Genomic DNA, 24121 nt, shown 5'->3' with positions numbered 1-24121 from the left:
TTCCGCTGGATTGGACCCCCCAATACAGATCGGGGCGGGTGAGTGCCAGAGGCAAGCGCGCCTCGGCCTGGCGCCATGCTGTTCTGGCCATGATTTGTGGGCCGTGACGGAAGAGGCGCGCCCCGAAAGTCGTCCCCCGAAACGTCGCGCCGGGGCGTCAGTCCCGGGGCGTGCGCCCGCGCCGGGTCAGCCGCCCGATCACGAAGGAGGTGCGCGGCGACCAGACGTAGCGGGTGCGGACCGCGGCGGGGCGCACCCTCATCCGGCCGAGGGTGAAGGCCAGCAGCCCCAGATGCCCGGCCGCCACCATGGCAAAGAGCGCATTGGGCCCGAAGGCTGTGATCAGCACCGAGGCGAGGTAGGGCGCGACAATGGCCCCCACGGCATAGAAGAAGAGCAGCGCGGCGGAAAGCTCGACGCGCTGGTCGTCGCCGGCAAAGTCATGGGCATGGGCGGCGGCCACGGAATAAACCGGGAAGGAGGCCATGCCAAAGACGAAGGCGTTCACCAGCGCCGCCTGGGGCGTGGTGGCGGTCAACGCGGTGGCGATGCAGGAGAGGATCGTCGCCACCGAGATGCCGGTCAGAACCCAGCGGCGGTCGAAGCGGTCGGCGAGCAGACCCACGGGATATTGCACGAGCGCCCCGCCGAGGATGAAGAGCGCGAGGAACCACGCGATCTGCTGCGCATCGAGGCCGACTTCCTGCCCGTAGATCGGGCCGATCATCCGGAAGGTCGCGCCCGACAGGGCCGAGACGACGACGGCCACGGTGGCGAGGGGGGAACATTCCCACGACAGCATCGGGCGCAGGCGCGGTGCGCTCGACATGGCGGGCTGGGGCGCGTTGGAGAGCGTGAGCGGGATCAGCGTCGCGCAGCACAGCAGTGCCAGCACGTTGTAGGAGACGTAGGAGGCGGGCTCCAGCACGCCGATCATCAACTGCGCCGAAAGCGAGGCCCCCATGTCCGCGATCCGGTAGAGGCCGGTTACGCGGCCCCGGGTCTCCTTGGTGGAGCGCGCCATGAGCCAGCCCTCGATCACCGTATAGCAGCCCGCGACGCAGAGCCCCGAGGCGACCCGGAACAGCGCCCAGAACCACGGGTCGTGGATCAGCGCATGGGCAAGGATGCCGATGGCGCCCATGGCGGTGAAGGCCGCGAAGGCGCGGGAGTGACCGACCCGCCCCATCAGGCGCGGCGCCCACCAGCAGCCCACGAAGAAGCCGAGGAAATGCGCCGAGCCGAGCAGGCCGATCTGGCCGCGGGAAAAGCCGAGCGCCAGCCCCGAAAGCGCGTCCAGCGGCCCGACGCCCCCGGAGGAGAGTTGCAGCAGCATGACGGACAGGAACAGCGGGGCGAGGGTCAGCAGGAATCGCATGGCGCCCTCGTCATGCGCCGTTGCCGGTGGGACTGCCTGCCGTTTTGCGACCTTTATGGGGTCGAATTCGTGCTCTCGTCGCGTCAGGGCCGGGCGTGGCATGGGCATCCGCACGGCGCGCTGCGGGCGGGGCGGGCGGCGTCCGGGGCAGAGGCCCCGCCGTTTCGCGGCGCAAGGGCGGGACTTCGCCCCGTGGGGGTGACAATCGGAAAAGAATTCGTAAGGTTCGCGCGATAAGCGGGGAAGCGTCAGGCCGTCCGGGTCTGTCTTGTGCCCCCGGGCACCAGCCACAGGACGACACTCGCATGCGGAAAACCCAGCTTGGCCGGACCGGTATCTCGGTCAGCAACTATTGCCTTGGCTCCATGACCTGGGGCAACCAGACCGAAACGGAAGACGCGCATCGCCAGATCGACAGCGCGCTGGCCGCCGGGATCGACTTCATCGATACGGCGGAGATGTATCCGGTGAACCCGGTGCGCGCCTCCACCGTGGGCCGGACGGAACGGGTGATCGGCCTCTGGCTGGAAAAGACCGGCAAGCGCGGCGACGTGGTGATCGCCTCCAAGCACAGCGGCGGCGGCAACCGCAACATCCGCGACGGCGCGCCGATCACTGCCAAGAGCATCCCGACCGTTGTCGAAGGCTCGCTGCGCCGGCTCAAGACCGATTACATCGACCTCTACCAGTTCCACTGGCCGAACCGGGGCTCCTACCACTTCCGCCAGATCTGGGACTACGACCCCTCGGGCCAGAACCGTGAAGAGACCATGGCCCATATGGTCGAGACGCTGGAGGCGCTCCAGAAGGAGGTCGACCGTGGCACGATCCGGGCCTTCGGCCTGTCGAACGAAAGCGCATGGGGCACGACGCAATGGGCGCGCCTCGCCGAGGCGGGCCACGGCCCCCGCGTGGCGACGATCCAGAACGAATATTCGCTGCTCTGCCGCCAGTTCGACAGCGATCTGGCCGAGGCTTGCCTGAACGAGGACGTGGGCCTGCTGGCCTATTCGCCGCTCGCCGCCGGCCTGCTGACGGGCAAGTATCAGGGCGGCGCGGTGCCCGAGGCCAGCCGCATGTCGCTGGTTCCCGAACTGGGCGGCCGCAAGACCGAGCGGGTCTTCCCCGCGGTGGATGCCTACCTCGCCGTGGCGAAGGCCCATGGCCTCGACCCCGTGCACATGGCGCTGGCCTGGTGCGCGCAGCGGCCCTTCATGGCCTCGGTCATCTTCGGCGCCACCACCCAGCCGCAGCTGGATCATATTCTGGCCGGTCTCGAGCTACACCTCTCTGACGAGGTGATGAAAGAACTCGACACCGTGCATCGGTCCCACCCGATGCCCTTCTGAGCGGCGCGGCCCCTGCGGGGGCCATAGACGTCGCGCGGTGCCGGGGCAGGTCCCCGGCCGATACAAGGCGCACAGATATGCCAAGCTGGATTTGGTTCACCCTCGGCGCGGTCTCCTTCCAGACCGTGCGCTTCATGCTGCAAAAACAGCTCAGCCAGGTGGCGCTGGGCGCGGGCGGGGCGACCTTTGCGCGCTTCCTCTATTCCGCGCCGGTGGTGCTGGCCGGGCTGCTGATCTGGGTCGGCAGCACGGGCCGCGACTGGCCCGCGCTCACGGCGGCCTTCTGGCCCTACGTGCTGGCCGGGGGGCTGGCACAGATCTTCGCCACGCTTTCCATGGTGGCACTGTTCAAGACCCGCCATTTCGCCGTCGGGATCACCTTCAAGAAGACCGAAACGCTGCTGACCGTCTTCGTGGGCCTCATCGTGCTGGGCGAGACGATCAGCCTCGCAGGCTTTGCCGCGATCCTGCTGGGCATGGTGGGCGTGCTGATCCTCTCTGACAGCGGCGGGGTCGAGGTGCGCGGGCTGCGCCGGTTCTGGAACCGGGCCGCGGGGCTCGGGCTGCTCTCCGGCCTGCTGCTGGCGATGTCCGGGGTCTTCTACCGGGGTGCAACGCTTCAGGTGCAGACCGAGGACAGCATGCTGCGCGCGATCCTCACGCTTGCGGCGGTGGGGATGTCGCAGCTCATCGGCATGGGCGGCTGGATGGCGCTTTATGACCGGGGCGAGTTGGTGCGCGTCACCCGGGCGTGGAAGACCGCAGGATGGATCGGCCTGACCTCCATGGCGGGCTCGATCTGCTGGTTCAACGCCTTCACCCTGCAGACCGCGGCCTATGTGAACGCGGTCGGGCAGGTGGAGGTCGTGCTGTCGCTGCTCGCCTCCGTGCTCTTCTTCCACGAGAAGCTGAGCGCGCGGGAGTACTGGGGCATCGCCCTGATCAGCGCCAGCGTGCTGGGGCTGATCCTGCTGCTCTAGCCCCGGCGCGGTGCCGCGGGATCAGTCCTGCGGCATCGGGCGGCCATGGAGCCGCTGGAACGTCTGCTCCTCGTCCCGGTTCGAGAAGAAGGGGACGGAGGCCGGCGGGCTGGGATCGGCGGCGCGCTGCGCGATCTCGGCCAGCACCACCTGCGTGATGAAGGGCAGCTTGAACTGGCGCACCTCGCTCAGCGGGATCCACTGGAGGTGTTCCAGCTCCTCGTCGTTATCGCCGAAATCGTCGAGGTCATTGGCCACCTCGCCCGCATCCACGAGGAAGAACCGCGCATCGAAGCGGCGCGGGCGGCCCGGCGGGGTGATGGCGCGGAAGACGAATTGCAACGCCGAAGCCGAGGGCTGGAAGCCCGCCTGCGCAAAGCCCTGCCAGTCGTCGGGGGCCCCGTCCCATGTGCCGGGCTGGCCGAGGATCAGGCCGGTTTCCTCCCAAAGCTCGCGGATCGCGGCGGCGGGCAGGATCTGCGCCATCTCGGGGGCGACGCCTTCGCTGATCCGCCCGGCGCAGAGCGCGGGCAGGGGCGCGGCCAGCGGGATTTCCGCATCGCCCGGGTCCACGGCACCGCCGGGAAACACGAACATCGAGGGCATGAAGGCGGCCTTGGAGCCGCGCTGCCCCATCAGGACACGGGGCGTGGTGGCGCGGTCGCGCAGGACGATCACCGTGGCGGCGTCGCGGATGGCTGTCTTGTCGGTCATGGTTGGTCTGGTCCTCCGCCCGGCAGCCTAGGGGCGGGCGGAGGGCTTGCCAAGCGGAACCACCCGTCAGTCGGGCGGAGGCGGGCTGATGCATCTGCGCCGGGCCAGTGTCGGACCGGTGTCGGGCCAGTGTCCGGCCCATGCTGTGCCAATGGCGGGCCTGCTTCGGCCCGGGGCGCGCCGGTCAGTCGGTGCCGAACCCGTGCATCATGCGCGCCCATTGCAGGGCGACGATCGCCCCCTTGAGGCGCGGCAGCAGGTAGAGAGACAGCGCCACGGTGCCCAACCCGAAGATGGTAAAGAGCACCAGCGGTTCGGGCCGCCATGTGGTGAAGACCACCAGCAGCAGCGGCGCCATCAGGTGCCCGACGATGAGGATCGTCAGGTAGGCCGGGCCGTCATCGGCGCGGTGGTGGCAATATTCCTCGCGGCAGACCGGGCAATGGTCGCGCACGGTGAGGTAGCCCTTCATCAGCGGGCCCTGTCCGCAATTCGGGCAGCGGCGGCGCCAGCCTTTCCACACGGAAGGCCAGAGAGGACGCTCGTCGGCCTGGGGCGCCGCCTGAGGGGTGGTGTCGCACATCATGTTCGTCTCGCTCGTCCGGGAGGCGCCGGGGGAGGGGCCCGGCCGATGCCTCCGTCGTTCAGATCAGACAGGTGGTATAGCAGCTTTGGCCGGATGGGCCTCCCGGGCGTTTGGACGCAGGCGGGGCAAATGGGCGCTATGTCGCAGGCTGGCGCGTTTCGCGGATCATATTCAAAAAATCTATGTTTTAATCTCAATGGGTTGCGGTCTTTGTGCGATTTTTCCGCCTGTTCGGCGACGGAAGCGCCGGGCCGCCCCGTATCAGTTTTCAGAAGCGGCTAGAAAGGCCGGTTCGCCCAGCAGTCAACACATTGGAGACACCAATATGAAACGCGCAACTCTTCTGGCAGGTGCCGCTCTCATCGCGCTCGGCGCTGCCACGGCGGGGGCTTATGCCCAGGACGCCAACGGGCCGCGCGAGGGCAAGGGCCCCCGGTTCGACATGTCGCAGATCGACACCGACGGCGACGGAAAAATCTCGACCGAGGAACGTGAGGCGCACCGCGCTGCCCGTTTCGCAGAGATCGACGCCAACGGCGACGGCTCGGTCGATCAGGACGAAATCCTGGCGCATATGGAAACCAAGCGTCAGGAGCGCATGGCCGATCGTGCGGCCAAGATGATCGAATGCCGTGACGGGGATAGCGACGGCAAGCTGACCATGGACGAGATGATGCCGAAACCCGGCGCCGATCTCTTCGCCTCGCTGGACGCCGATGGCGACGGCGCGATCTCGGAGGACGAATTCGCCAAGATGGCGGAGATGCGCCCCGAGCGCGGCCCGAAGGGCGATCGTGCGCAGGACCATGGCAACCGCATGGAGCGGAAGATGGACCAGCGCGGCCCCAAGGGCGACCGCGAGCACGCCGAGCGTGGCGAGCACGGTCACCGCAAGGGCGATCATGGCCCGCGTGCAGCCCGCATGGGTGAGCGCGGCATGTTCGGCGGCCCGCGCATGGGCATGATGGGCGATTGCGGTGCCCCGCAGGGCGCCGCGCCGCAGGCCGGTGAGGCGCCGATGCCGCCGGCTGGCGAGGCCAAGCCCGCCGAGTGATCCCCGTGAAGGGATCGGCCGGGATGCGTCCCCATCGCGCCCCGGCCAACGACCCGGGTCCTTCGGGACCCGGGTACGCCAAAGACCGCCCGGGCAGGGTCGCTCCCGATTGCCACGCCCGGATGAACAGGATACGCCGCGGACCATATGACCGATATGCCCCTCGACGCCCTTTCCACGCTGTCGGACGATGCGCTTCTGGTGCTCTTCTCGAACGGCGATCCGGCAGCGGCCCAGCTGCTGACCCGGCGCCTTGCGCCGCGGGTGCTGGCCCATGCCGCCCGGCTTCTGGGTGGCGACCGGGCCGAGGCCGAGGACGTGGCGCAGGAGGCCATGCTGCGGCTCTGGCGGATCGCGCCGGAGTGGCGGCAGGGCGAGGCGCAGGTCACCACCTGGCTCTACCGGGTGACGGCCAACCTCTGCACGGACCGGCTGCGGCGGTCGGGGCGTCGTCGCTATGCCACGCTCGACCAGGTGCCGGAGCCGGAGGACGACGCGGCCACCCCCGCCGAGGCCATGGAGGCCCGCGAGCGGGAGGAGGCGCTTCAGCAGGCGCTGGACGAGCTGCCAGAGCGGCAGCGGCAGGCCGTGGTGCTGAGACATATCGAAGGGCTCGGCAATCCCGAGATTGCCGAGATCATGGACATCTCGACCGAGGCGGTCGAGAGTTTGACGGCCCGGGGGAAACGGGCGCTGGCCAAGGCGCTTGCCGGGCGCAGGGATGAACTGGGGTACGACGATGGCTGACAAGACGCAGGACGACGATCTCGATCTCTTCTTTGCCGCGGCCCGGAAGGGCGACCGCGCCCGCTACGGCGCGGGGGCGGACAGCCTCTCGGCGCAGGGCGCGGACGTGCCCACGGGCATGGAGGCCTTCCTTGCCCGGATCGAGGCCGATGCCTTTGCCGCGCAGGCGGCGCTTCAGGCTCCGGCCCCGGTCGCCACATCCGAGGAGGCCCCCGCCCGCGAGGGCTGGCTGGCGCAGCTCTGGTCCGCCATCGGCGGCTGGCCGTCACTGGCCGGTCTGGCCACGGCAACAGTGGCCGGCGTCTGGATCGGGATCAGCCCGCCCGCGGCGCTTTCGGCGCAGGCGGCCGTGCTGACCGGCCAGTCGAGCGCGACCTCGGGCCTCGAAAGCGACCTCTACCTCGTGGACCTGATGCCGGGTCTTTATGACGAGCTTACCTCCGCCACGGACGGATAGGACATGACCGAACAGACCCCGAAAACCTCCGGCACCGGCAAGAGCGCCCCGCGGATGCGGCCCTGGCTGCGCGTCGTTCTGGTGGTCTCCCTGGCGCTGAACCTCGCCGTGGTGGGGATCGTGGCCGGGACGGCGTTCAACCACGAGCGCCGCCCGCCGCCGCGTCCGCCGCGTCTGGATCAGATCGCCGGCCCGCTGACCTTCGCGCTGACGGAGGAGGACCGGAAGGCGATCGGCAAGGAGATCTTCGCGGAATATCGCAAGCAGGGCCGGCCCTCGCGCGAGGCGATCCGCGAGGAATATCAGGGCGTGATCGACGCGCTGCGCACGACGCCCTTCGATCCGACCGCGGTGGAGCAGAGCCTCGAGCGGCAGCGCGTCGTCGCGAACGAGCGGGCCGAACTGGGGCACCGCCTGTTGGTGCAACATCTGTCGGACCTGACCGAGGCGGACCGGGCGGCCTTTGCAGACCGGCTGGAGGAAGGGCTGAACCGTTTCCGCGAGGGGCGGCCCCCGCCCCGGGACCGTGACGGGCGCCTGCCGCTGAAGCACCGCTGACCCGCAGGGGCGCAGGCCGCCCCGGAGCATGAGACATCGTGAACGCCCCCGGCCTGTCCGCGGGCGTTTTCGGTTTCGGTCAAGGCGGGCCGTCCGGGGACAGGGCGCGGGGATCCTGTCGAAGCGACCGCTCCGCAGGGGGGCGGGGCAGTCGGTCTTTTCCGATGGAGCTTTATAGCCGGGCTGTCTGGCAGGGCATTCTGCGGGAGCTTGCTGGCCGCGCATCCTGTCCAAGCGGGGGCTTCGGACCGGGAGGCGGCTCAGCGGCCAGCGGCCTGGGGCCGGGGTCCCACGAAACAGGGCGTATCGTCGAAGAGCACGCGGTCGCGTCCGGCTGCCTTCGCGGCATAGAGCGCGCGGTCGGCCCGGGCAAGCAGCCGGTCGACCGCGCAGCCGTCTTCGCCGTCGGCCCCCGTCGCGAGGGTGATGCCGAGCGAGATCGTGCAGTGGAGCGGCGCCGCCTGCCCGGGCAGGTGGATCGGGGTTTCCGCCACCCGGCGGCGCAGCCGTTCCGAGGCGATGGCCGCCTCGGCCCGGCCAGCGTCCGGCATCAGGATCAGGAATTCCTCGCCGCCGATCCGCGCCACCGTGTCCGCCGCGCGCAGGTTGTCACGCAGTAGGTCCGCCACCGCGACAAGCGCGATGTCGCCCCCGGCGTGCCCGAAGCGGTCGTTCACGGACTTGAAGTGGTCGATGTCGGCCACGATCACCGCGAAGTGGGTGCCCGAAAGCGCGGCCCCCGCGGCCAGCTTGTGCAGGTGGGGCAGGGCATAGCGCCGGTTGTAGAGCCCGGTCAGCGCATCGGTGACAGAGGCGCGCATCCCGTCCGCCAGCCGCCGGCGCAGCGCCTCGGCCGTACGCTTGCGCCGCATCAGGACGCCAAGCCGCAAGAGCATCTCTGCCGGGTCGAAGCCGTCCGACATCAGCGCGCCCGCCCCGAGATCGAGCGCATCGCCCGCCGCCGGGTTGTCCGGTTCGCGGGTGACGACCAGCACCTCCGCGTGGCGGGTGTCCTCGCGCGAGCGGATGTCGGAGATCAGCACGGTCACCTGTTTCGGCTCCACCGCGTCGAGGTCGATCACGAAGATCTCGCCCGTGGCCATGGGGGCGGCCCACCGCAGCGCCTCGGACATGGAGAGGGGCTGGTAGGCGTGGGGCGCGCGTTGCGACAGCGCGGCCTGCCAGACGACCGCGGTGGCCCGGTCCTGTGCCACGATGGTCACCTGCGCCGGGCGCGGGGCCGGGCGGAACTCCTCGGCGGTTTCGGCCATGCCCAGCATGACGCCGGTGGCATCGCGCAGGCGCAGTTCCTCGGCCGCGGCGCGGGCGCGGAGCAATCCGCGCATCCGGGCATAGAACCGGCCCTCCGCCTCTGTCCGCGGGGCCACGTCGTCGGCCCCGGCCTCCAGCAGGCGGACGCGGCTCAGGCTGTCGGTTGCATGGGTGAGCATGACCACCGCCGCATGGCGCCCGGCGGGGCTTGCGCGGATCTCGGTCAGCAGGTCGGCGGCGGGGCGGCACAGGCCGCCATCGGTCAGGACGATCAGGTCGGGGGGCGGGCCGTCGCGCAGCGCCTGCAGGGCCGCATCGGCGCTGTCCGCCTCGACCACGTCGGGATAGGTCATCGACAGCCGCGCCTTCAGGCCAAGCCGCGACATCGTTGACCCGTCGATGATGAGCACCTTTTCCACTGTGACCTCTGGACTTCCGGTGTCCCCCTGCACGAGACAGTTTCTGTTGAGACTGGTTAAGAAATCCTTTCTCACTGCCGGGACATCTGCGCGAGGGAGAGTGATTCCATGTCCATGACCAGAGAAGCAGCAGAGACCCTTGCCCTGCAATGCCTGGGGTGGCTGGCGGGGCGCGAGGACCTGATGGGGGTCTTCCTCGGCGCGTCGGGGGCCTCGGCCGATGACCTGCGCGCGCAGGCCCAGAACCCGGAGTTCCTGGGCTCGGTCCTCGACTTCGTGCTGATGGACGACGCCTGGGTGGTGCAGTTTTGTGATGCGGCCGGAGTGGCTTATCACCTGCCGATGACCGCGCGGGCGATGCTGCCCGGGGGCGAACAGGTCCACTGGACCTGACCGGGGCGCGCCGGCCGCCGGGCCGGGGACAGGGCGTGCGGAAGGGCTGTCGCCAGGGTGCAGCGGTCGGCGAAGCCTTGCCAGTGAGCCTTCCTGCCGGAGGGCGGCCGGAGCGATCGGAGGTCCTGACGGGCCGGTCAGAGACCGGGCAGGGTGCGATCCTCGTCGCGTGACAGCAGCCCCAGCAGGCGTTTCAGCTCCGCCTCTTCCTCCGGGCTCAGGCAATCCGACATGGCCTGCGCATTGAGCCGCGCGAAGGGCGTGCCCTGGGCCACGGCATCGCGGCCGGCCTGAGTCAGGCTCACCTGCCGGGTGCGGCGATCGTCTTCGCCCGTGACCCGCGCCAGCAGGCCTTTGCCTTCCAACTGCCGGAGCGCGCGCGAGGTGGCCGTGCGGTCGATCCCGACGAAATCGGCAAGATCCGAGGGCTGGGTCAGCTCTTCGTTCGCCACGCCCAGCAGGAGACACCACGTCAGCCGGGTCAGGCCGATGGTGCGCAGCATGTCGTCGAACCGGCGCTCCTGGATCCGGGAGGCCATGGAGAGACGATAGCCGAGGGACTCGTGCAGGCGGTATGGGGGCAGGGGGGAATGCGGATCGGTCATGGCGCAAGAGCGCCCGCGCGGGGCCGTCTTGTCAAGCCGGTCGTAGGGTTCACGCCCTGAAGGGCCGTCCTGCGGCTGGGGCTTCGGGGACGCAGAGCCGCGGTTTTCGGCCCCGGGGGCGCGTCAGGTGGACCGCCCGCCTTGCCATTCCGGGGCCGGGCGACCAAGGTCCGCGGCGACGCACGGCATCAGACAGGCATGACACAGGCAGGGCCATGATCGACGGAATTCTCTTCGACAAGGACGGGACGCTCTTTGATTTCGAAGCCACGTGGAGCCATTGGGCCGCGGAGGTGCTGGCAGAGCTTTCGGCGGGGGATACGGCGCTCGAACACCGCATGGCCGAGCGGCTCGACTTCGACCTTGGCGGCAAGCGCTTCCGCCCCACCAGCGTGGTGATCGCGGGCACCGGCGGCGAGGTGACGGACCTGCTGGCCGATCTCGTCCCCGAGCTGGGGCGCGACCGTCTGGAAACCTATCTATTGGACCGGGCTGCAGAGGCCCCGCAGGTGCCGCCGGTGCCGCTTGCGCCGCTGCTCGACGGGCTGCGGGCGCGGGGGCTGGAACTGGGGGTCATGACCAATGACGCCGAACGCGCCGCGCGCGCCCACCTCGGCCGGGAAGGGGTGCTCGACCGGTTCCGCGCCGTGATCGGCTTCGACTCGGGCTATGGCGGCAAACCGGCCCCCACGCCGCTGCTGGCCTTCGCCGAGATTGCCGGGCTGGACCCTGCGCGGGTCGTCATGGTGGGCGACAGCCTTCACGATCTCGTGGCTGGTCAGGCCGCGGGGATGCGCCGTGTCGCCGTGCTGACGGGCATGGCCGTGGCCGAGGAACTGGCACCGCATGCCGAGGTGGTCCTGCCGGATATCGGCCATCTGCCTGCCTGGCTGGACGCACAGGGCTGAGGCTGCCCGCGCGCAGGTACGGGGAGGGCTGAGGCCACCGGCACGCCCACGCGGAGCAGGGCGGTCGATGGCGCTTCCCCTCCGCTGCACGCTGCGCGCCCCTGCGCGCAGGTCCACCGGCTGGCTTGTGGTCTCCCCCGGCGCGGGGGGCTAGACTGGCGCCTCCGGAGGTGCCCCATGTCCCTGTCGCCCGATCCCCAAAGCCAGACCCCGACCCAACCGCCCACCGAGGCCCGCGAGGGCACGCATCTGGCGATGGCCCTTGTCGGCCTCGCCGCGGGGCTTTCCTTCTGGATCCTCGCCGAAGTGCTGCCCGACGTGATCGGCACCGGGCGGCTGCTGCTCTGGCTGGCCTGCGTGGCGCTTGCCGGTTTTGCCGCCTTCCTTGCGCTCTCGGGGCCTGCGCGGATGCGGCAGGCGGGGCTGGCCGCGCTGATCCTCGCGCTGCCGCTCTCGGGCCTCGTGCTGCTGGCGAGCCTGCGCTACGACGATCCCCGCGCCTTCGTGCAGAGTGGCTATTGGTTCGGCGCCTATCTGATCGTGCTCTACCCGGGCATGAGTTTCCTGGCCGCCGCCTTTGCCCGGCCCGGGGGCGCCTCCGATCCGGCGCTGCTCTTCGATGCGGCCTGGACCATCCTGCTGCGCCTGCTGGTCGGCGTGGCCTTCGCCGCGCTTGTCTGGGGGGTCGTGCTGCTGTCGGGGGAGCTCTTCCAACTGGTCGGCATCGGCGTGATCGACTGGCTGCTGGACCGGGACGCGGTGCCTTGGGCGCTGACCGGGCTGGCGCTGGGGCTGGGGCTTTCCGTCGCCCATGACCTGCGGGCCTACCTCTCGCCATTGCCCGCGCTCCGGCTGCTGCGCCTGCTGGCGCCGGTGCTGCTGGTGGTGATCGCGGTCTTCCTGCTGGCGCTGCCGTTGCGGGGGCTTGGCGGGCTCTTTGGCCGGCTGTCGCCCGCACTCCTGCTGATGGCCGTGGCCGCCGGGGCGGTGACGGTGATCTCCGCCGCCGCGGACCGCGATCCGGCGGGCGAGGGCCGGGCATTCCTGCTGCGGCGCTCTGCCATGGGGCTGTCGCTGCTGCTGGTGCCGCTGACCGGGCTGGCGGTTTGGGCGATTGCGCTCAGGGTAGCGCAGTACGGCTGGACGCCGACGCGGCTGGCGGGGCTGCTCTGTGCCCTGCTGCTGGCGGCCTACGGGCTGATCTATGCCGGGGCGGTGCTGCGCGGGACCTGGGGCGCGGGCGTGCGGCAGGGGAACCGCTGGCTGGCGCTTGCGGTGATGGGTGTTGCGGTGCTCTGGCTCAGCCCGCTTCTCAACGCCGAGGCGCTTTCGGCCCGGTCACAGGCCGCCCGCCTTCTTAAGGCCGAGACGCTGGAGCCCGACATGCCGCTGGCCGAACTGGCCTTCGACTGGGGCCGCCCCGGCCGCGCGGCGCTGGAGCGGATCGTGGCCGCGCGCGGCGCGGATGACCCCCTCGGCGCACGGATCGCCGCAGTGCTGGCCGCCCCGGATCGCCGCGACGCCTTGGCCCTGCAACGGGGCGCCGACCGCGAGGCCCGTCTGGCGCAGCTGGAGGACATTTTGCCGCTGCGCCCGGAGGGCACCCGCCTGCCGGAAGGCGTTCTGGACCGGTCCGGGGAGTGGCAGATCGACAGCTGGGCGGAGGCCTGCAACCGGCGCGATCCGGCAGGGCGGCCGGGCTGCGTGCTGATCGAGGTGCCGTTCCAGCCCGATCTCGCGCAGCCGCAATACGCGATGCTCACCGACACGGGCACCGGTATCCTTGCCCTGCGCTACGTGCTGGAGGACGGGCAGCTGAAGGTCCGCGGGCCGCTGCTCCTCGCCGGGGAGGGCGGGCAGCCGGGGCTGACCCGGGCGGACCTTGCCGCGGCGCAGGACGGTGGCTTTGCCATCACGCCGCTGCAACGCAATGCGCTGACCCTCGGCGGGCGGCAGCTGGTTCCCAACAATTGAAGATATTGGGCCAATCTTAAGGTCCGCGCGCGATGCTGCTGCCAAGACGCCCCGGGGCCTAACCGGTCCCGGGCAGCTAGGGGGCGCGATGCACGGCCTGATCAACACGGCGATACAGGTGTTCCTGCAGGACAGCTACGGCCCGGAGGTCTGGGCCGAGGTGCTGATGCGCGCCGATGCCGGGGTCTCGGGGTTCGAGGCGATGCTGCACTACGAGGACGTGGTCACCGACCGGCTGTTGCAGGCGGCGGCGGTCACGCTGGCGCGCCCGCAGGCCACGGTGCTGGAGGATCTGGGCACTTACCTCGTCAGCCATCCGAACATGGCCGGGCTGCGCCGCCTGCTGCGATTCGCGGGCGTCGAATACGAGGATTTCCTGAACTCCCTCGACGATCTGCCCGACCGGGCGCGCCTCGCCGTGCCGGAGCTTGACCTGCCCCGGATGGAGTTGCGGCAGGTCACGCCCTGCCGCTTCACCCTGGCCTGTGCCGGTGGGCCCAAGGGGTTTTCCTGGGTCATGGTCGGCGTGCTTCGCGCCATGGCCGATGATTACGGCGCCCTCGTTACGCTGGACCAGGTCGGCGCCACGATCGAGATCCGGCTGGTTGAACGCGATTTCGCGGAAGGGCGGGCCTTCGATCTGGGCGCGCGCACCGGATGAGCGGCGGGCTTCAGACCTTCGGCCCCCATGGTCCGGCCCTCAGCGCCGACGGGCTCTGCGATCTGCGCGCGGTCTTCGACCTGCTCTGCCCGATGCATGTGGTGCTGGATGAAACCGGCCATATCCGCCACGTCGGCCCCACGATCCAGAAACTCTGGCCCGGCCAGTCCCTGGCGGGCAGCCGGTTCCTCGAGGTGTTCGAACTGGCGCGGCCCCGGGCGGTTACCTCGATGCAGGGGCTGATGGCGGCGGCGGGGCGCAAGCTGCACCTCGGGATGCGGGCGGCGCCCCGGACGGCGCTCAAGGGCATCCTCTTGCCGCTGGAGGCGGGCGGCGCGGTGGTGAACCTCTCCTTCGGTCTGTCGGTGCAGGAGGCGGTGCGCGCGCATCACCTGACGGGGGCGGATTTCCCGCCCACGGACCTGACGGTCGAACTTCTCTACCTGCTGGAAGCGAATGCCATGGTCACAGAGGCGTTCACCCAGCTCAGCCTTCGCCTGCAGGGGGCGATGATCGCGGCGGAGGAACAGGCCTTCACCGATACGCTCACCGGGCTCAAGAACCGCCGCGCGATGGATCACGTGCTGGCCCGCGCAGTGGCGCAGGGGCAGCCCTTCGCGCTGATGCATGTGGACCTCGACTACTTCAAGGACGTGAACGATTCCCTCGGCCATGCGGCGGGGGACCATGTCCTGCAGCATGTGGCCCGCAAGATGCTGGAGGTCACCCGGGACGAGGATACGGTCGCGCGGATCGGCGGGGATGAGTTCGTCCTGATCCTCAACAACCTGCAATCGCGACGCCGGATCGAGGAGATCGCGCGCACCCTTCTTGACCGGCTGCAGGAGCCGATCCCCTACCAGGGGCGGCCCTGCCGCATCGCTGCTTCCATCGGGACGGTCCTGTCGAGCGAATACGACAGCCCGGACGTGGAGCGGCTGATGAAGGATAGCGATGCCGCGCTTTATACCGCCAAGCGGGGCGGGCGCGCACAGCATGTCTTTGCCTCGCACAGCGTCGAGGGGTGAGGTGCAAGTATCTGATTTGCTGGGGGAATTTGGCGCGTTGCGGTTCGGATGGACCCTCTGTCCCGGCAGACAAACGGATGTCTCTACCGGCCCCGGCGGAACCGCTACCAATTTTTCAAGATGGAGAGAAATTGGAGCGGGCGATGAGATTCGAACTCACGACCCTTACCTTGGCAAGGTAATGCTCTACCCCTGAGCTACGCCCGCGTCCTTGGGTGAGGCACGATTTATTGGCTCGGGCGGCTGGCCGCAAGAGGAAAATGCAGCTCATTTCCAAATTGCCGTTTCGTCATCTTCGGGAGGTGGATCGGGCCGCTCCGGCGACGCCAATCGGCGGCAGGAGAGCGGTCCCGGCGGACAGATGTCTTGGCGTGGGAAGGGGCACGCGGGAGGCAGGTTCGGGCGCGTCCAGCCATGGCGGCAGACCAAAGCCGAACCGCCGCGGCAGACCGAGGGCAGGATCAAAAGCGGGGGATGGGATGACGGCGCAGGGCGCCGGATGAGCGCCACTGGCGCCCCAAGGACAATCCGCTACCGATTTCATTTTGAAGAGAAATTGGAGCGGGCGATGAGATTCGAACTCACGACCCTTACCTTGGCAAGGTAATGCTCTACCCCTGAGCTACGCCCGCGTCCTTGGGTGAGGGATCATCTATAAGGGCGGGCGGCGGGCTGCAAGAGGAAAATGCACGCGGTCGGGAATTTTGTCCGGGGCATCTTCACGACGCCGCATTGGCGTGGTCCGGGCCCTCCCGAACGGCCCGCAGGAGGCCGCCACAGTTGGTGGCGTGGCCCAGCGTGCAGCACGGGGGGCTGACGAAGCGTCAGGCGTGCGAGCCGGTTCCGGGCGCGCCGGCGTGGCATTCGGGCAGCGAGGAGGGGACCCACTCCAACGTGTCGACGAGAGAGATCGCGGCGGTCCGGAGGTGGCGGCGCAGATGATCGTGATCCCGGGGGCTGGCCTCGGGTGCGCGCGCGGGAAGCGCCAGGTCCGGCCCGGCGGAGAGGACGCAGCCCTCGGCGGGCAGATCACCGGGGAAGTGGAGCCCGACAACGATGCTGTCGCGCGGACCTTCCCCGTGGCCGTGGCCGTGGCCGTGACCGTGGAGGCGCAGGGCGCGCAGGGCAAAGCTCTGCCCGTCGGCCGCCGTCACCGTGCAGCGCGGATCGAGCGTCAACGTCGCCCCGGGGCGACAGGTCAGCGCGTCCAGCTTCAGCGGTTCGGTCAGGATGAGGGCGGGCTGGCGCACGTCCCCCGTGGGGCCAAGCGGCAGGGGCCCCTGCCGCGCGGTGCGGATCATGACCCGCGCCATCGCCATATGCGCGCTGACGAGGCTGAAGCCTGTGGTGTTGCCGAGGTCCCGCCGGCCCGGCTCCGCCATGCGGAGCGCGCTCAGCGGGAGGATGCCGAGACTGTGAACTGCCATTTTCTGCCCTTTCGACGGCTTTGCGTCGTTTTCTTTCTGAATCGCACGGGATGATTCGCGGCCGCAAGATTCAATTCCGGTCAGCCGGGCCAAAGGGGGCACATCCCGCGGCGACACGGTATCGCAGGGCTGTCAAACGAAGGTTAATTGGGCAGGGCAGGGGCGGCCGGCGCAGCTTGTGGCCGGGCAGGGAGGCGCCCGGGGGGTGCCCCGGGCGCGCGGGATGGCCCCGGGGGGCCGTCCGTCACTCGAATTCGACCAGAAGGTCCTTGGCGTCGATCTGGGCGCCCGGCATCACATGCACCGCCTTGATCACCGCGTCGCGGTCGGCGTGCAGGCCGGTCTCCATCTTCATGGCCTCGATGGTCAGCAGCAGGTCGCCTTCCTTGACGCTTTGGCCGGCCGAGACGCCGATGGAGGCCACGACACCCGGCATGGGCGCTGCCACATGGTTCGGGTTGCCCGGATCGGCCTTGGGGGCGGCGGCCTTGGCGCCGGTGGCCTTGCGGTCGGGCACGCGCACCACGCGGGGCTGGCCGTTCAGCTCGAAGAAGACCCGGACCTCGCCGTTTTCCTGCGTGTCGCCCACGGTGACGAGGCGGATCTCCAGCGTCTTGCCCGGGTCGATCTCGGCGGTGATCTCCTCCTCGGGCTCCATGCCATAGAAGAAGGTATGGGTGGGCAGGGTCCGCACCGGGCCATAGATCGCGTGGCGCTTGCCGTAATCCTCGAAGACCTTGGGATACATGAGGTAGGAGTTCAGATCCTCGTCGTCGATCTCGGCGCCGTCCAGCTTGTCGCTGATCTCGCGGCGCTTTTCTTCCAGATCGACGGGCGGCAGGTGCTTGCCGGGCCGCTCAAGGTTGGGCGCCTCGCCCTTCAGCACCTTCTTCACGATGGCCTCGGGGAAGCCGCCCGGCGGCTGGCCGAGGTTGCCGCGCATCATGTCGATGACCGAATCCGGGAAGGAGACGTCCTTGGCCGGGTTCTCGACATCCGCGCGGGTCAGGCCCTGGCTGACCATCATCAGCGCCATGTCCCCCACGACCTTGGAGGAGGGCGTGACCTTCACGATGTCGCCGAACATCTGGTTCACGTCGGCATAGGTTTCCGCCACCTCGTGCCAGCGTTCCTCCAGCCCCATGGAGCGTGCCTGCGCCTTGAGGTTGGTGAACTGCCCGCCCGGCATTTCGTGCAGGTAGACCTCGGAGGCGGGGGCCTGCATGCCGGATTCGAACGCCGCGTATTGGCCGCGGACCGCTTCCCAGTAGTTCGAGATCTCGCGCACGGCGGCGATGTCGATGGTGGAGGCGCGGGGCGAATGTTGTAGCGCCGCGAGGATCGAGCCGAAGGTCGGCTGCGAGGTGTTGCCCGAGAGGCTGTCCATCGCCGCATCCACACAGTCGACCCCCTTGGAGGCCGCCATGAGGATCGTCGCGATAGATGCGCCAGAGGTGTCGTGGGTGTGGAAGTGGATCGGCAGGTCCACCGCATCCTTCAGCGCGGGGAAAAGCACCTCGGCCACGGGGGCGGTCATGACACCCGCCATGTCCTTGATGCCGAGGACATGGGCGCCGGCGGCCTCCAGTTCCTTGGCCATCTTCACGTAGTAGGCGATGTCATACTTGGCCCGCGCCGGGTCCAGCGCGTCGCCGGTGTAGCAGATCGTGCCCTCGCAGACCTTGCCGCTGGCGCCGACCGCATCCATCGCGACGCGCATGTTCTCGACCCAGTTCAGGCTGTCGAAGACGCGGAAGACATCGACGCCGGTGGCCGCTGCCTGCCGCACGAACTCGGCCACGACATTGTCGGGGTAGTTGGTGTAGCCCACGCCGTTGGAGGCGCGCAGCAGCATCTGCGTCATGATGTTGGGCATCTTGGCACGGATGTCGCGCAGGCGCTGCCACGGGTCTTCCTGCAGGAAGCGGAAGGCCACGTCGAAGGTGGCGCCGCCCCAGCATTCGACCGAGAAGAGCTGTGGCATGTTGGTGGCATAGGCGGGCGCGACCTTGATCATGTCGATCGAGCGCATCCGCGTGGCCAGCAGCGACTGGTGGCCGTCGCGCATGGTGGTGTCGGTGAAGAGCAGTTCCTTCTGCTCTTTCATCCACTTGGCCACGGCCTCGGGGCCTTCGGCGTCCAGCAGGGTGCGGCTGCCGGGCGGGGGCGTCTCGGACCGCAGTTCGGGCATCCGCGGCGGCTTGAGGTCGGCGGCGGGCTTGGGACGGCCCTGCACCTCGGGGTGGCCGTTCACGGTGATATCCGCGATGTAGGTCAGCACCTTGGTGCCCCGGTCAAGGCGCGGGGCAAAGTCGAAGAGCTCGGGCGTCGTGTCGATGAACTTGGTGGTGTATTCGTTCGACAGGAAGGTCGGGTGTTTCAGCAGGTTCTCGACAAAGGCGATGTTGGTGCTGACGCCCCGGATGCGGAATTCGCGCAGGGCGCGGTCCATCCGGGCGATGGCCTTCTCGGGGGTCTGGGCATGGGCCGTGACCTTCACCAGCAGGCTGTCGTAGTAGCGCGTGATCACCCCGCCCGCATAGGCCGTGCCGCCGTCGAGGCGAATGCCCATCCCGGTGGCCGAGCGATAGGCGGTCAGGCGGCCATAGTCGGGGATGAAGTTGTTCTGCGGATCCTCGGTGGTGATCCGGGTCTGCAGCGCATGGCCGTTCAGGCGCACGTCGCCCTGGCTGGCCTTGCCGGTGGCCTCGGCCAGCGTCTTGCCCTCGGCAATGAGGATCTGCGCCTGCACGATGTCGATGCCGGTGACTTCCTCGGTGACGGTGTGTTCCACCTGCACGCGGGGGTTCACCTCGATGAAGTAGAACTGGTCCGTCTCCATATCCATCAGGAATTCGACGGTGCCAGCGCATTCATAGTTCACATGGGCGCAGATCTTGCGGCCCAACTCGCAGATCTCGGCCCGCTGGGCCTCGGTCAGGTAGGGGGCAGGGGCGCGTTCCACGACCTTCTGGTTGCGGCGCTGGACGGAACAGTCCCGCTCGTAGAGGTGATAGATCTGCCCGTGGGTGTCGCCGAGGATCTGCACCTCGACGTGGCGGGCGCGGGTGATCATCTTCTCGAGGTAGCCCTCGCCATTGCCAAAGGCGGCCTCCGCCTCGCGGCGGCCTTCCATCACCTTCTCGGGCAGTTCCTTGGCGTTGGTGATCGGGCGCATGCCCCGGCCACCGCCGCCCCAGCTGGCCTTGAGCATCAGCGGGAAGCCGATCTCCTCGGCCTCCTTGGTGATCGCGGCCATGTCATCGCCCAGCACTTCCGTCGCGGGGATCACCGGCACGCCCGCGGCAATCGCCACCTTGCGGGCCGAGGCCTTGTCGCCAAGGGCGCGCATCGTGGCGGCCTTGGGGCCGATGAAGGTGATGCCCGCGGCATCGCAGGCATCGACGAAATCAGGGTTCTCGGAGAGCAGACCATAGCCCGGATGGATCGCATCGGCGCCCGACATCTTGGCCACGCGGATGATCTCGGGGATCGACAGATAGGCCGCGACGGGGCCCATGCCCTCGCCGATGCGGTAGGCCTCGTCCGCCTTGAAACGGTGGAGGCCCAGCTTGTCCTCCTCGGCGAAGACGGCAACCGTCTTCTTCCCCATCTCGTTCGCCGCACGCATGATGCGAATGGCGATTTCCCCGCGGTTGGCGATGAGAATTTTCCGGAATTCCGGCATGTGGTCGTGCTCCTTCCCTGACCGGGGTGCATGTCTCCTCTCACCCCGGCACTTGTGTGACCGAGAGGAAACGACATGCCGCGCCGCAGCGCAAGGAATGTTTTGCAAATTGCAAACTTTGCAGTTTGCTCAGGAAACTTTGCAAACTTGGCCGGTAAGGGGCTGTTAGCGCTACAGAATGCCAAGGCGAAGGGCAGGCCGGGGCGCGGGCGATGCCCCGCCCTGGCAGGAGAGGTCAGGGCCTCAGATCGCGGGGAACAGAACCTTGCCCCGGGCCTCGGCGGGGCGGGAAATTCCCATTTGCAGCAGGCAGGCCAGCAGGTCCTCGCGCAGGAGGTGCGCCACGTGGTCCACGCCGGTCTGTCCGAAGGCCGCAGCCCCCCAGAGCCAGCCACGCCCCAGCATGACCATGTCCGCGCCAAGGGCCACGGCCTTCAGCACGTCGAGGCCGGACTGGATGCCACCATCCAGCAGCACCGGGTAATCCGGCCCGAGGGCCGCGCGGATGCCGGGCAGCGCCTCGGCAGAGCCCGGGGCGGCATCGAACTGACGACCGCCATGATTCGACACCCAGATCCCGTCACAGCCAAGGTCACGCAGCATCACCGCGTCCTCGGGGATCAGCACCCCCTTGGCGACCATCTTGCCCGGCCATGCCTCGCGGATGCGCTTGAAGAACTCCACGTCCACGGCGCGGTGGCGGCCCAGCCCCACCTTACCGTCGGCGCCCACTTCCTTGGGGTATTTGTCCAGCGCCCGCACCCGGGGCATCCCCAGAGGCGCCATCGCCAGGGCCCAGGCCGGGCGCATGGCGACGTGGGACAGCAGCCGGGGCGTGATCACCGGCGGCGTCTTGACCCCGCCGCGCCGCTGCCGTTCGCGCCGGGACGCGCCGGGCGTGTCCACGGTCAGCACCAGCGTGTGGAAGCCCGCGGCCTGCGCCCGCTTCAGCAGGTCGAGCGATTCCTCCAGCTTTTCCGGCGGGTAGAGCTGGAACCAACCCTGCTCGCCGATGTCGCCCGCCACGTCCTCGGGCGAGGCGGCGGCCACGGTGGACAGGCCGAAGGGCAGGTTCCGCTTCACGCAGGTCCGCGCCAGCAGGTATTCCGCCTTGGGCCAGAAGAGCCCCGCCATCCCCACAGGGGAGACGCCGAAGGGCATGTCATAGGTCCGTCCCATGAGGTTGACCGAAAGGTCTGCCTTGGGCGCGCCCTTCAGCACTGCGGGCCGCAGGACGACCTCCTCCAGCGCCTTGCGCGAACGCCGCACCGCATGTTCATCACCGGTGCCGCTGTCGAGGTATTCCCATGCGAAATGGGGGATGCGCCGCTGCGCCCGGCGGCGCAGGTCAGCGAGAGAGGGGTAATCGTTATCCAGATCCATGGCGCGACACTGCTGCGGCCCGCGGGGAAGGGCAAGAGGCGGCGTGCGGCAGAGGGCCGGCCACGCTGCCCGTGCCCTGCTGAGGTCGAGGAAAATAAGAACATCCCGTGAACAGCCCTTCCACCCGCTGCACCCAATTGCTAGATTGCGGGCATGAGCAGCCCTGACGAATTCGACGCCTTCGACAATGCGGCCGATCCCGCGCCGCGCGTGCCCCTCTCGCAGCGGGCCGTCGCCGCGCGCCCCGCGCCCTACCTCGACGATCTGAACGCCGCGCAGCGCGAGGCGGTGGAGACGCTGGATGGCCCCGTGCTGATGCTGGCCGGCGCCGGCACCGGCAAGACCAAGGCGCTGACCTCGCGTATTGCCCACCTGCTGACGCAGGGCAGGGCGCGCCCGAACGAGATCCTCGCCGTGACCTTCACCAACAAGGCCGCGCGCGAGATGAAGGACCGGGTGAGCCGCCTGCTGGGGCAGAGCGTCGAGGGCATGCCCTGGCTCGGCACCTTCCACGCGATCTGCGTCAAGCTGCTGCGCCGCCACGCCGAACTCGCCGGGCTGAAGTCCAACTTCACCATCCTCGACACCGACGATCAGCTGCGCCTGCTCAAGCAGCTGGTGCAGGCCGAGGGGATCGACGACAAGCGTTGGCCCGCGCGCCAGCTGGCCAATGTCATCGACGGCTGGAAGAACCGGGCGCTGACGCCCTCCAAGGTGCCCACCGGCGATGCGGCGGCCTACAACGGCAAGGGCGTGAAGCTCTACGCCGCCTACCAGCAACGCCTGCGGGAGCTGAACGCCTGCGACTTCGGCGACCTGCTGCTGCATATGGTCACGATCTTTCAGGCCCACCCGGACGTGCTGGCGCAGTACCAGCGCTGGTTCAAGTACATCCTCGTGGACGAATACCAGGATACCAACGTGGCCCAGTACCTCTGGCTGCGGCTGCTGGCGGGCGGGCACAAGAACATCTGCTGCGTGGGCGACGACGACCAGTCGATCTATGGCTGGCGCGGCGCCGAGGTGGGCAACATCCTGCGCTTCGAGAAGGATTTCCCCGGCGCCCACGTCGTCCGGCTGGAACAGAACTACCGCTCCACCGCCCATATCCTCGCGGCCGCCTCCGGGGTCATCAAGGGCAACGAGGGCCGTCTCGGCAAGACGCTCTGGACCGAGGCCGACGGCGGCGAGAAGGTCCGCCTCATCGGTCACTGGGACGGCGAGGAAGAGGCCCGCTGGATCGGCGAGGAAATCGAGGCGATGCAGCGCGGCACCCGCGGCCAGCGGCCCTACAGCCTCGACGACATGGCGATTCTCGTGCGCGCCTCGCACCAGATGCGCGCCTTCGAGGACCGGTTCCTGACAATCGGTCTGCCCTATCGCGTCATCGGCGGCCCGCGCTTCTACGAGCGGCTCGAGATTCGCGACGCAATGGCCTACTTCCGCCTCGTGGTCAGCCCCGCCGACGACCTCGCCTTCGAGCGGATCGTGAACACGCCCAAGCGGGGTCTCGGCGACAAGGCGCAGCAGAAGATCCAGGTCGCCGCCCGCGCCAATGGCGTGCCGCTGGTCGAAGGCGCCCGCCTGCTGTTGGAGCAGAAGGGCCTCACCGGCAAGGGGGCGGCACAGCTGCAACTGCTGGTGGACAACCTGCAGCGCTGGGGCCGCATGGTGGGCGAGGCCAGCCTCAGCCACATCGAACTGGCAGAGCAGATCCTCGACGAATCCGGCTACACAGAGATGTGGCAGAACGACAAGACGCCCGAGGCGCCGGGCCGGCTGGAGAACCTCAAGGAACTGGTCAAGGCACTGGAAAGTTTTGAGAACCTCGAAGGCTTCCTCGAACATGTCGCCCTGATCATGGACAACGAGCAGGAAACCGACGGCGCCAAGGTCTCGATCATGACGCTGCACGGGGCCAAGGGCCTCGAATTCCCCGCGGTCTTCCTGCCGGGCTGGGAGGACGGGCTCTTTCCCTCGCAGCGCTCGATGGACGAATCCGGTCTCAAGGGGCTCGAGGAGGAGCGCCGCCTCGCCTATGTGGGCATCACCCGGGCCGAGGAGGTCTGCACGATCTCCTTCGCCGGCAACCGCCGCGTCTTCGGCCAGTGGCAATCCGCGCTGCCCTCGCGCTTCATCGACGAACTGCCCGAGGACCATGTGGAGGTGCTCACCCCGCCCGGCCTCTACGGCGGCGGCTTCGGTGCCGCGGCACAGCCCGCCTCCACCCTCCACGACCGCGCGGCCGAGGCGAATGTCTACAATTCCCCGGGATGGAAGCGGATGCAGTCCCGCGCCGCCGAACGCCCGATTTCCCAGCCGCGCGAAAGCCGCAGCCCGGTGATCGACCTCACCGCCACCTCCAGCCACACGGTGGGCGAACGGGTCTTCCACCAGAAGTTCGGCTACGGCGCGATTCTCTCCATCGAGGGCGACAAGCTCGAGATCGCCTTCGAAAAGGCCGGCACCAAGAAGGTCGTGGCCAAGTTCGTCATGTCTTCTGACGACATCCCCTTCTGAGACCCACCCGCCCGTCTCAT

20 protein-coding genes and 2 tRNA genes are annotated in these 24121 nt (G+C 68.9%); 12 read left to right on the top strand and 10 right to left on the bottom strand.

The window, feature by feature from the left end:
• Window positions 1–157 precede the first annotated feature (157 nt).
• Window positions 158–1378, bottom strand: coding sequence for an MFS transporter (locus tag LCM32_RS07140; RefSeq protein WP_224820358.1), 1221 nt, complete (start codon window positions 1376–1378; stop codon window positions 158–160).
• Window positions 1379–1683: 305 nt separating this feature from the next.
• On the opposite strand from LCM32_RS07140, the gene LCM32_RS07135 reads away from it, so the two are divergent.
• Both LCM32_RS07135 and LCM32_RS07130 read left to right on the top strand, forming a co-directional pair.
• A complete protein-coding gene (locus LCM32_RS07135) occupies window positions 1684–2727 on the top strand; it encodes an aldo/keto reductase (protein WP_224820357.1) in 1044 nt (347 codons plus the stop codon).
• Window positions 2728–2804: 77 nt separating this feature from the next.
• Window positions 2805–3707, top strand: coding sequence for a DMT family transporter (locus tag LCM32_RS07130; protein WP_224820356.1), 903 nt, complete (start codon window positions 2805–2807; stop codon window positions 3705–3707).
• 21 nt (window positions 3708–3728) lie between these two features.
• Here the strand turns inward: LCM32_RS07130 and LCM32_RS07125 are convergent, their stop codons facing one another.
• Both LCM32_RS07125 and LCM32_RS07120 read right to left on the bottom strand, forming a co-directional pair.
• Window positions 3729–4421 carry an NUDIX hydrolase gene (locus LCM32_RS07125; protein WP_224820355.1) on the bottom strand — a complete coding sequence of 231 codons (693 nt, stop codon included), beginning with the start codon at window positions 4419–4421 and terminating at the stop codon, window positions 3729–3731.
• A gap of 184 nt (window positions 4422–4605) precedes the next feature.
• Window positions 4606–5004, bottom strand: coding sequence for a DUF983 domain-containing protein (locus tag LCM32_RS07120; protein WP_224820477.1), 399 nt, complete (start codon window positions 5002–5004; stop codon window positions 4606–4608).
• A gap of 328 nt (window positions 5005–5332) precedes the next feature.
• On the opposite strand from LCM32_RS07120, the gene LCM32_RS07115 reads away from it, so the two are divergent.
• The 4 genes from LCM32_RS07115 (at window position 5333) to LCM32_RS07100 (ending at window position 7823) form a co-directional block, all read left to right on the top strand.
• The gene (locus tag LCM32_RS07115; RefSeq protein ID WP_224820354.1) at window positions 5333–6061 is read left to right on the top strand and encodes an EF-hand domain-containing protein; all 729 of its coding nucleotides are present in this window, start codon (window positions 5333–5335) and stop codon (window positions 6059–6061) included.
• A gap of 147 nt (window positions 6062–6208) precedes the next feature.
• Complete coding sequence (locus LCM32_RS07110) at window positions 6209–6808, top strand: RNA polymerase sigma factor (RefSeq protein ID WP_224820353.1); 600 nt, start codon at window positions 6209–6211, stop codon at window positions 6806–6808.
• Window positions 6801–7265, top strand: a complete 465-nt coding sequence (locus LCM32_RS07105) for a hypothetical protein (protein WP_224820352.1) — start codon at window positions 6801–6803, stop codon at window positions 7263–7265. Before LCM32_RS07110 ends, LCM32_RS07105 begins: the two co-directional genes overlap by 8 nt.
• A gap of 3 nt (window positions 7266–7268) precedes the next feature.
• Window positions 7269–7823 carry a periplasmic heavy metal sensor gene (locus LCM32_RS07100; protein WP_224820351.1) on the top strand — a complete coding sequence of 185 codons (555 nt, stop codon included), beginning with the start codon at window positions 7269–7271 and terminating at the stop codon, window positions 7821–7823.
• Window positions 7824–8083: 260 nt separating this feature from the next.
• Here LCM32_RS07100 and LCM32_RS22090 read toward each other — a convergent pair whose 3' ends face one another.
• Complete coding sequence (locus LCM32_RS22090; protein WP_224820350.1) at window positions 8084–9514, bottom strand: diguanylate cyclase; 1431 nt, start codon at window positions 9512–9514, stop codon at window positions 8084–8086.
• A 114-nt stretch (window positions 9515–9628) separates the two neighbouring features.
• On the opposite strand from LCM32_RS22090, the gene LCM32_RS07090 reads away from it, so the two are divergent.
• Complete coding sequence (locus LCM32_RS07090) at window positions 9629–9907, top strand: DUF3572 domain-containing protein (RefSeq protein ID WP_412070668.1); 279 nt, start codon at window positions 9629–9631, stop codon at window positions 9905–9907.
• 137 nt (window positions 9908–10044) lie between these two features.
• Here the strand turns inward: LCM32_RS07090 and LCM32_RS07085 are convergent, their stop codons facing one another.
• Window positions 10045–10512: a MarR family winged helix-turn-helix transcriptional regulator gene (locus LCM32_RS07085; protein ID WP_224820348.1), complete on the bottom strand. Its 468-nt coding sequence runs from the start codon at window positions 10510–10512 to the stop codon at window positions 10045–10047.
• A 215-nt stretch (window positions 10513–10727) separates the two neighbouring features.
• Between LCM32_RS07085 and LCM32_RS07080 the strand changes: the two genes are divergently transcribed.
• The 4 genes from LCM32_RS07080 to LCM32_RS07065 all read left to right on the top strand — a co-directional run bounded on the left by LCM32_RS07080 (window position 10728) and on the right by LCM32_RS07065 (window position 15083).
• The gene (locus LCM32_RS07080) at window positions 10728–11420 is read left to right on the top strand and encodes an HAD family hydrolase (RefSeq protein ID WP_224820347.1); all 693 of its coding nucleotides are present in this window, start codon (window positions 10728–10730) and stop codon (window positions 11418–11420) included.
• A 177-nt stretch (window positions 11421–11597) separates the two neighbouring features.
• The gene (locus LCM32_RS07075) at window positions 11598–13394 is read left to right on the top strand and encodes a DUF4153 domain-containing protein (RefSeq protein WP_224820346.1); all 1797 of its coding nucleotides are present in this window, start codon (window positions 11598–11600) and stop codon (window positions 13392–13394) included.
• An 88-nt stretch (window positions 13395–13482) separates the two neighbouring features.
• Window positions 13483–14055, top strand: coding sequence for a heme NO-binding domain-containing protein (locus LCM32_RS07070; protein ID WP_224820345.1), 573 nt, complete (start codon window positions 13483–13485; stop codon window positions 14053–14055).
• The gene (locus LCM32_RS07065) at window positions 14052–15083 is read left to right on the top strand and encodes a GGDEF domain-containing protein (protein WP_224820344.1); all 1032 of its coding nucleotides are present in this window, start codon (window positions 14052–14054) and stop codon (window positions 15081–15083) included. The genes LCM32_RS07070 and LCM32_RS07065 overlap by 4 nt, the downstream gene beginning before the upstream one ends.
• Window positions 15084–15215: 132 nt before the next feature.
• Here the strand turns inward: LCM32_RS07065 and LCM32_RS07060 are convergent.
• The 5 genes from LCM32_RS07060 to LCM32_RS07040 form a co-directional block, all read right to left on the bottom strand.
• Window positions 15216–15290 (bottom strand) — tRNA-Gly (locus LCM32_RS07060).
• Window positions 15291–15640: 350 nt separating this feature from the next.
• Window positions 15641–15715: transfer RNA gene (locus LCM32_RS07055), tRNA-Gly, on the bottom strand.
• A 192-nt stretch (window positions 15716–15907) separates the two neighbouring features.
• Window positions 15908–16510 carry a hypothetical protein gene (locus LCM32_RS07050; RefSeq protein ID WP_224820343.1) on the bottom strand — a complete coding sequence of 201 codons (603 nt, stop codon included), beginning with the start codon at window positions 16508–16510 and terminating at the stop codon, window positions 15908–15910.
• A 244-nt stretch (window positions 16511–16754) separates the two neighbouring features.
• Entirely contained in the window at window positions 16755–20198 is a 3444-nt protein-coding gene (locus tag LCM32_RS07045; protein WP_224820342.1) for a pyruvate carboxylase, read from the bottom strand.
• 243 nt (window positions 20199–20441) lie between these two features.
• Window positions 20442–21581: an alpha-hydroxy acid oxidase gene (locus LCM32_RS07040; protein ID WP_224820341.1), complete on the bottom strand. Its 1140-nt coding sequence runs from the start codon at window positions 21579–21581 to the stop codon at window positions 20442–20444.
• Between the two features lie 153 nt (window positions 21582–21734).
• Between LCM32_RS07040 and LCM32_RS07035 the strand changes: the two genes are divergently transcribed.
• Window positions 21735–24101 carry an ATP-dependent helicase gene (locus LCM32_RS07035; protein WP_224820340.1) on the top strand — a complete coding sequence of 789 codons (2367 nt, stop codon included), beginning with the start codon at window positions 21735–21737 and terminating at the stop codon, window positions 24099–24101.
• The last annotated feature ends 20 nt before the right edge of the window (window positions 24102–24121 follow it).

The organism is Pseudooceanicola nanhaiensis, from assembly GCF_020171315.1.
GTDB classification, from domain to species: domain Bacteria; phylum Pseudomonadota; class Alphaproteobacteria; order Rhodobacterales; family Rhodobacteraceae; genus Pseudooceanicola; species Pseudooceanicola nanhaiensis_A.
The sequence above is the reverse complement of the archived record's forward strand: the minus strand, read 5'-3'. Positions and strand labels throughout refer to the sequence as shown.

What these genes read in the sequence shown, in the direction of transcription:
- LCM32_RS07085 (WP_224820348.1), bottom strand. Translation starts at nt 10,512, where the DNA reads ATGACCGATCCGCATTCCCCCCTGCCCCCATACCGCCTGCACGAGTCC.
- LCM32_RS07050 (WP_224820343.1), bottom strand. Translation starts at nt 16,510, where the DNA reads ATGGCAGTTCACAGTCTCGGCATCCTCCCGCTGAGCGCGCTCCGCATG.
- LCM32_RS07140 (WP_224820358.1), bottom strand. Translation starts at nt 1,378, where the DNA reads ATGCGATTCCTGCTGACCCTCGCCCCGCTGTTCCTGTCCGTCATGCTG.
- LCM32_RS07090 (WP_412070668.1), top strand. Translation starts at nt 9,629, where the DNA reads ATGACCAGAGAAGCAGCAGAGACCCTTGCCCTGCAATGCCTGGGGTGG.
- LCM32_RS07125 (WP_224820355.1), bottom strand. Translation starts at nt 4,421, where the DNA reads ATGACCGACAAGACAGCCATCCGCGACGCCGCCACGGTGATCGTCCTG.
- LCM32_RS07105 (WP_224820352.1), top strand. Translation starts at nt 6,801, where the DNA reads ATGGCTGACAAGACGCAGGACGACGATCTCGATCTCTTCTTTGCCGCG.
- LCM32_RS07065 (WP_224820344.1), top strand. Translation starts at nt 14,052, where the DNA reads ATGAGCGGCGGGCTTCAGACCTTCGGCCCCCATGGTCCGGCCCTCAGC.
- LCM32_RS07045 (WP_224820342.1), bottom strand. Translation starts at nt 20,198, where the DNA reads ATGCCGGAATTCCGGAAAATTCTCATCGCCAACCGCGGGGAAATCGCC.
- LCM32_RS07040 (WP_224820341.1), bottom strand. Translation starts at nt 21,581, where the DNA reads ATGGATCTGGATAACGATTACCCCTCTCTCGCTGACCTGCGCCGCCGG.
- LCM32_RS07035 (WP_224820340.1), top strand. Translation starts at nt 21,735, where the DNA reads ATGAGCAGCCCTGACGAATTCGACGCCTTCGACAATGCGGCCGATCCC.
- LCM32_RS07100 (WP_224820351.1), top strand. Translation starts at nt 7,269, where the DNA reads ATGACCGAACAGACCCCGAAAACCTCCGGCACCGGCAAGAGCGCCCCG.
- LCM32_RS07115 (WP_224820354.1), top strand. Translation starts at nt 5,333, where the DNA reads ATGAAACGCGCAACTCTTCTGGCAGGTGCCGCTCTCATCGCGCTCGGC.
- LCM32_RS07130 (WP_224820356.1), top strand. Translation starts at nt 2,805, where the DNA reads ATGCCAAGCTGGATTTGGTTCACCCTCGGCGCGGTCTCCTTCCAGACC.
- LCM32_RS07070 (WP_224820345.1), top strand. Translation starts at nt 13,483, where the DNA reads ATGCACGGCCTGATCAACACGGCGATACAGGTGTTCCTGCAGGACAGC.
- LCM32_RS07135 (WP_224820357.1), top strand. Translation starts at nt 1,684, where the DNA reads ATGCGGAAAACCCAGCTTGGCCGGACCGGTATCTCGGTCAGCAACTAT.
- LCM32_RS07080 (WP_224820347.1), top strand. Translation starts at nt 10,728, where the DNA reads ATGATCGACGGAATTCTCTTCGACAAGGACGGGACGCTCTTTGATTTC.
- LCM32_RS07075 (WP_224820346.1), top strand. Translation starts at nt 11,598, where the DNA reads ATGTCCCTGTCGCCCGATCCCCAAAGCCAGACCCCGACCCAACCGCCC.
- LCM32_RS07110 (WP_224820353.1), top strand. Translation starts at nt 6,209, where the DNA reads ATGACCGATATGCCCCTCGACGCCCTTTCCACGCTGTCGGACGATGCG.
- LCM32_RS07120 (WP_224820477.1), bottom strand. Translation starts at nt 5,004, where the DNA reads ATGTGCGACACCACCCCTCAGGCGGCGCCCCAGGCCGACGAGCGTCCT.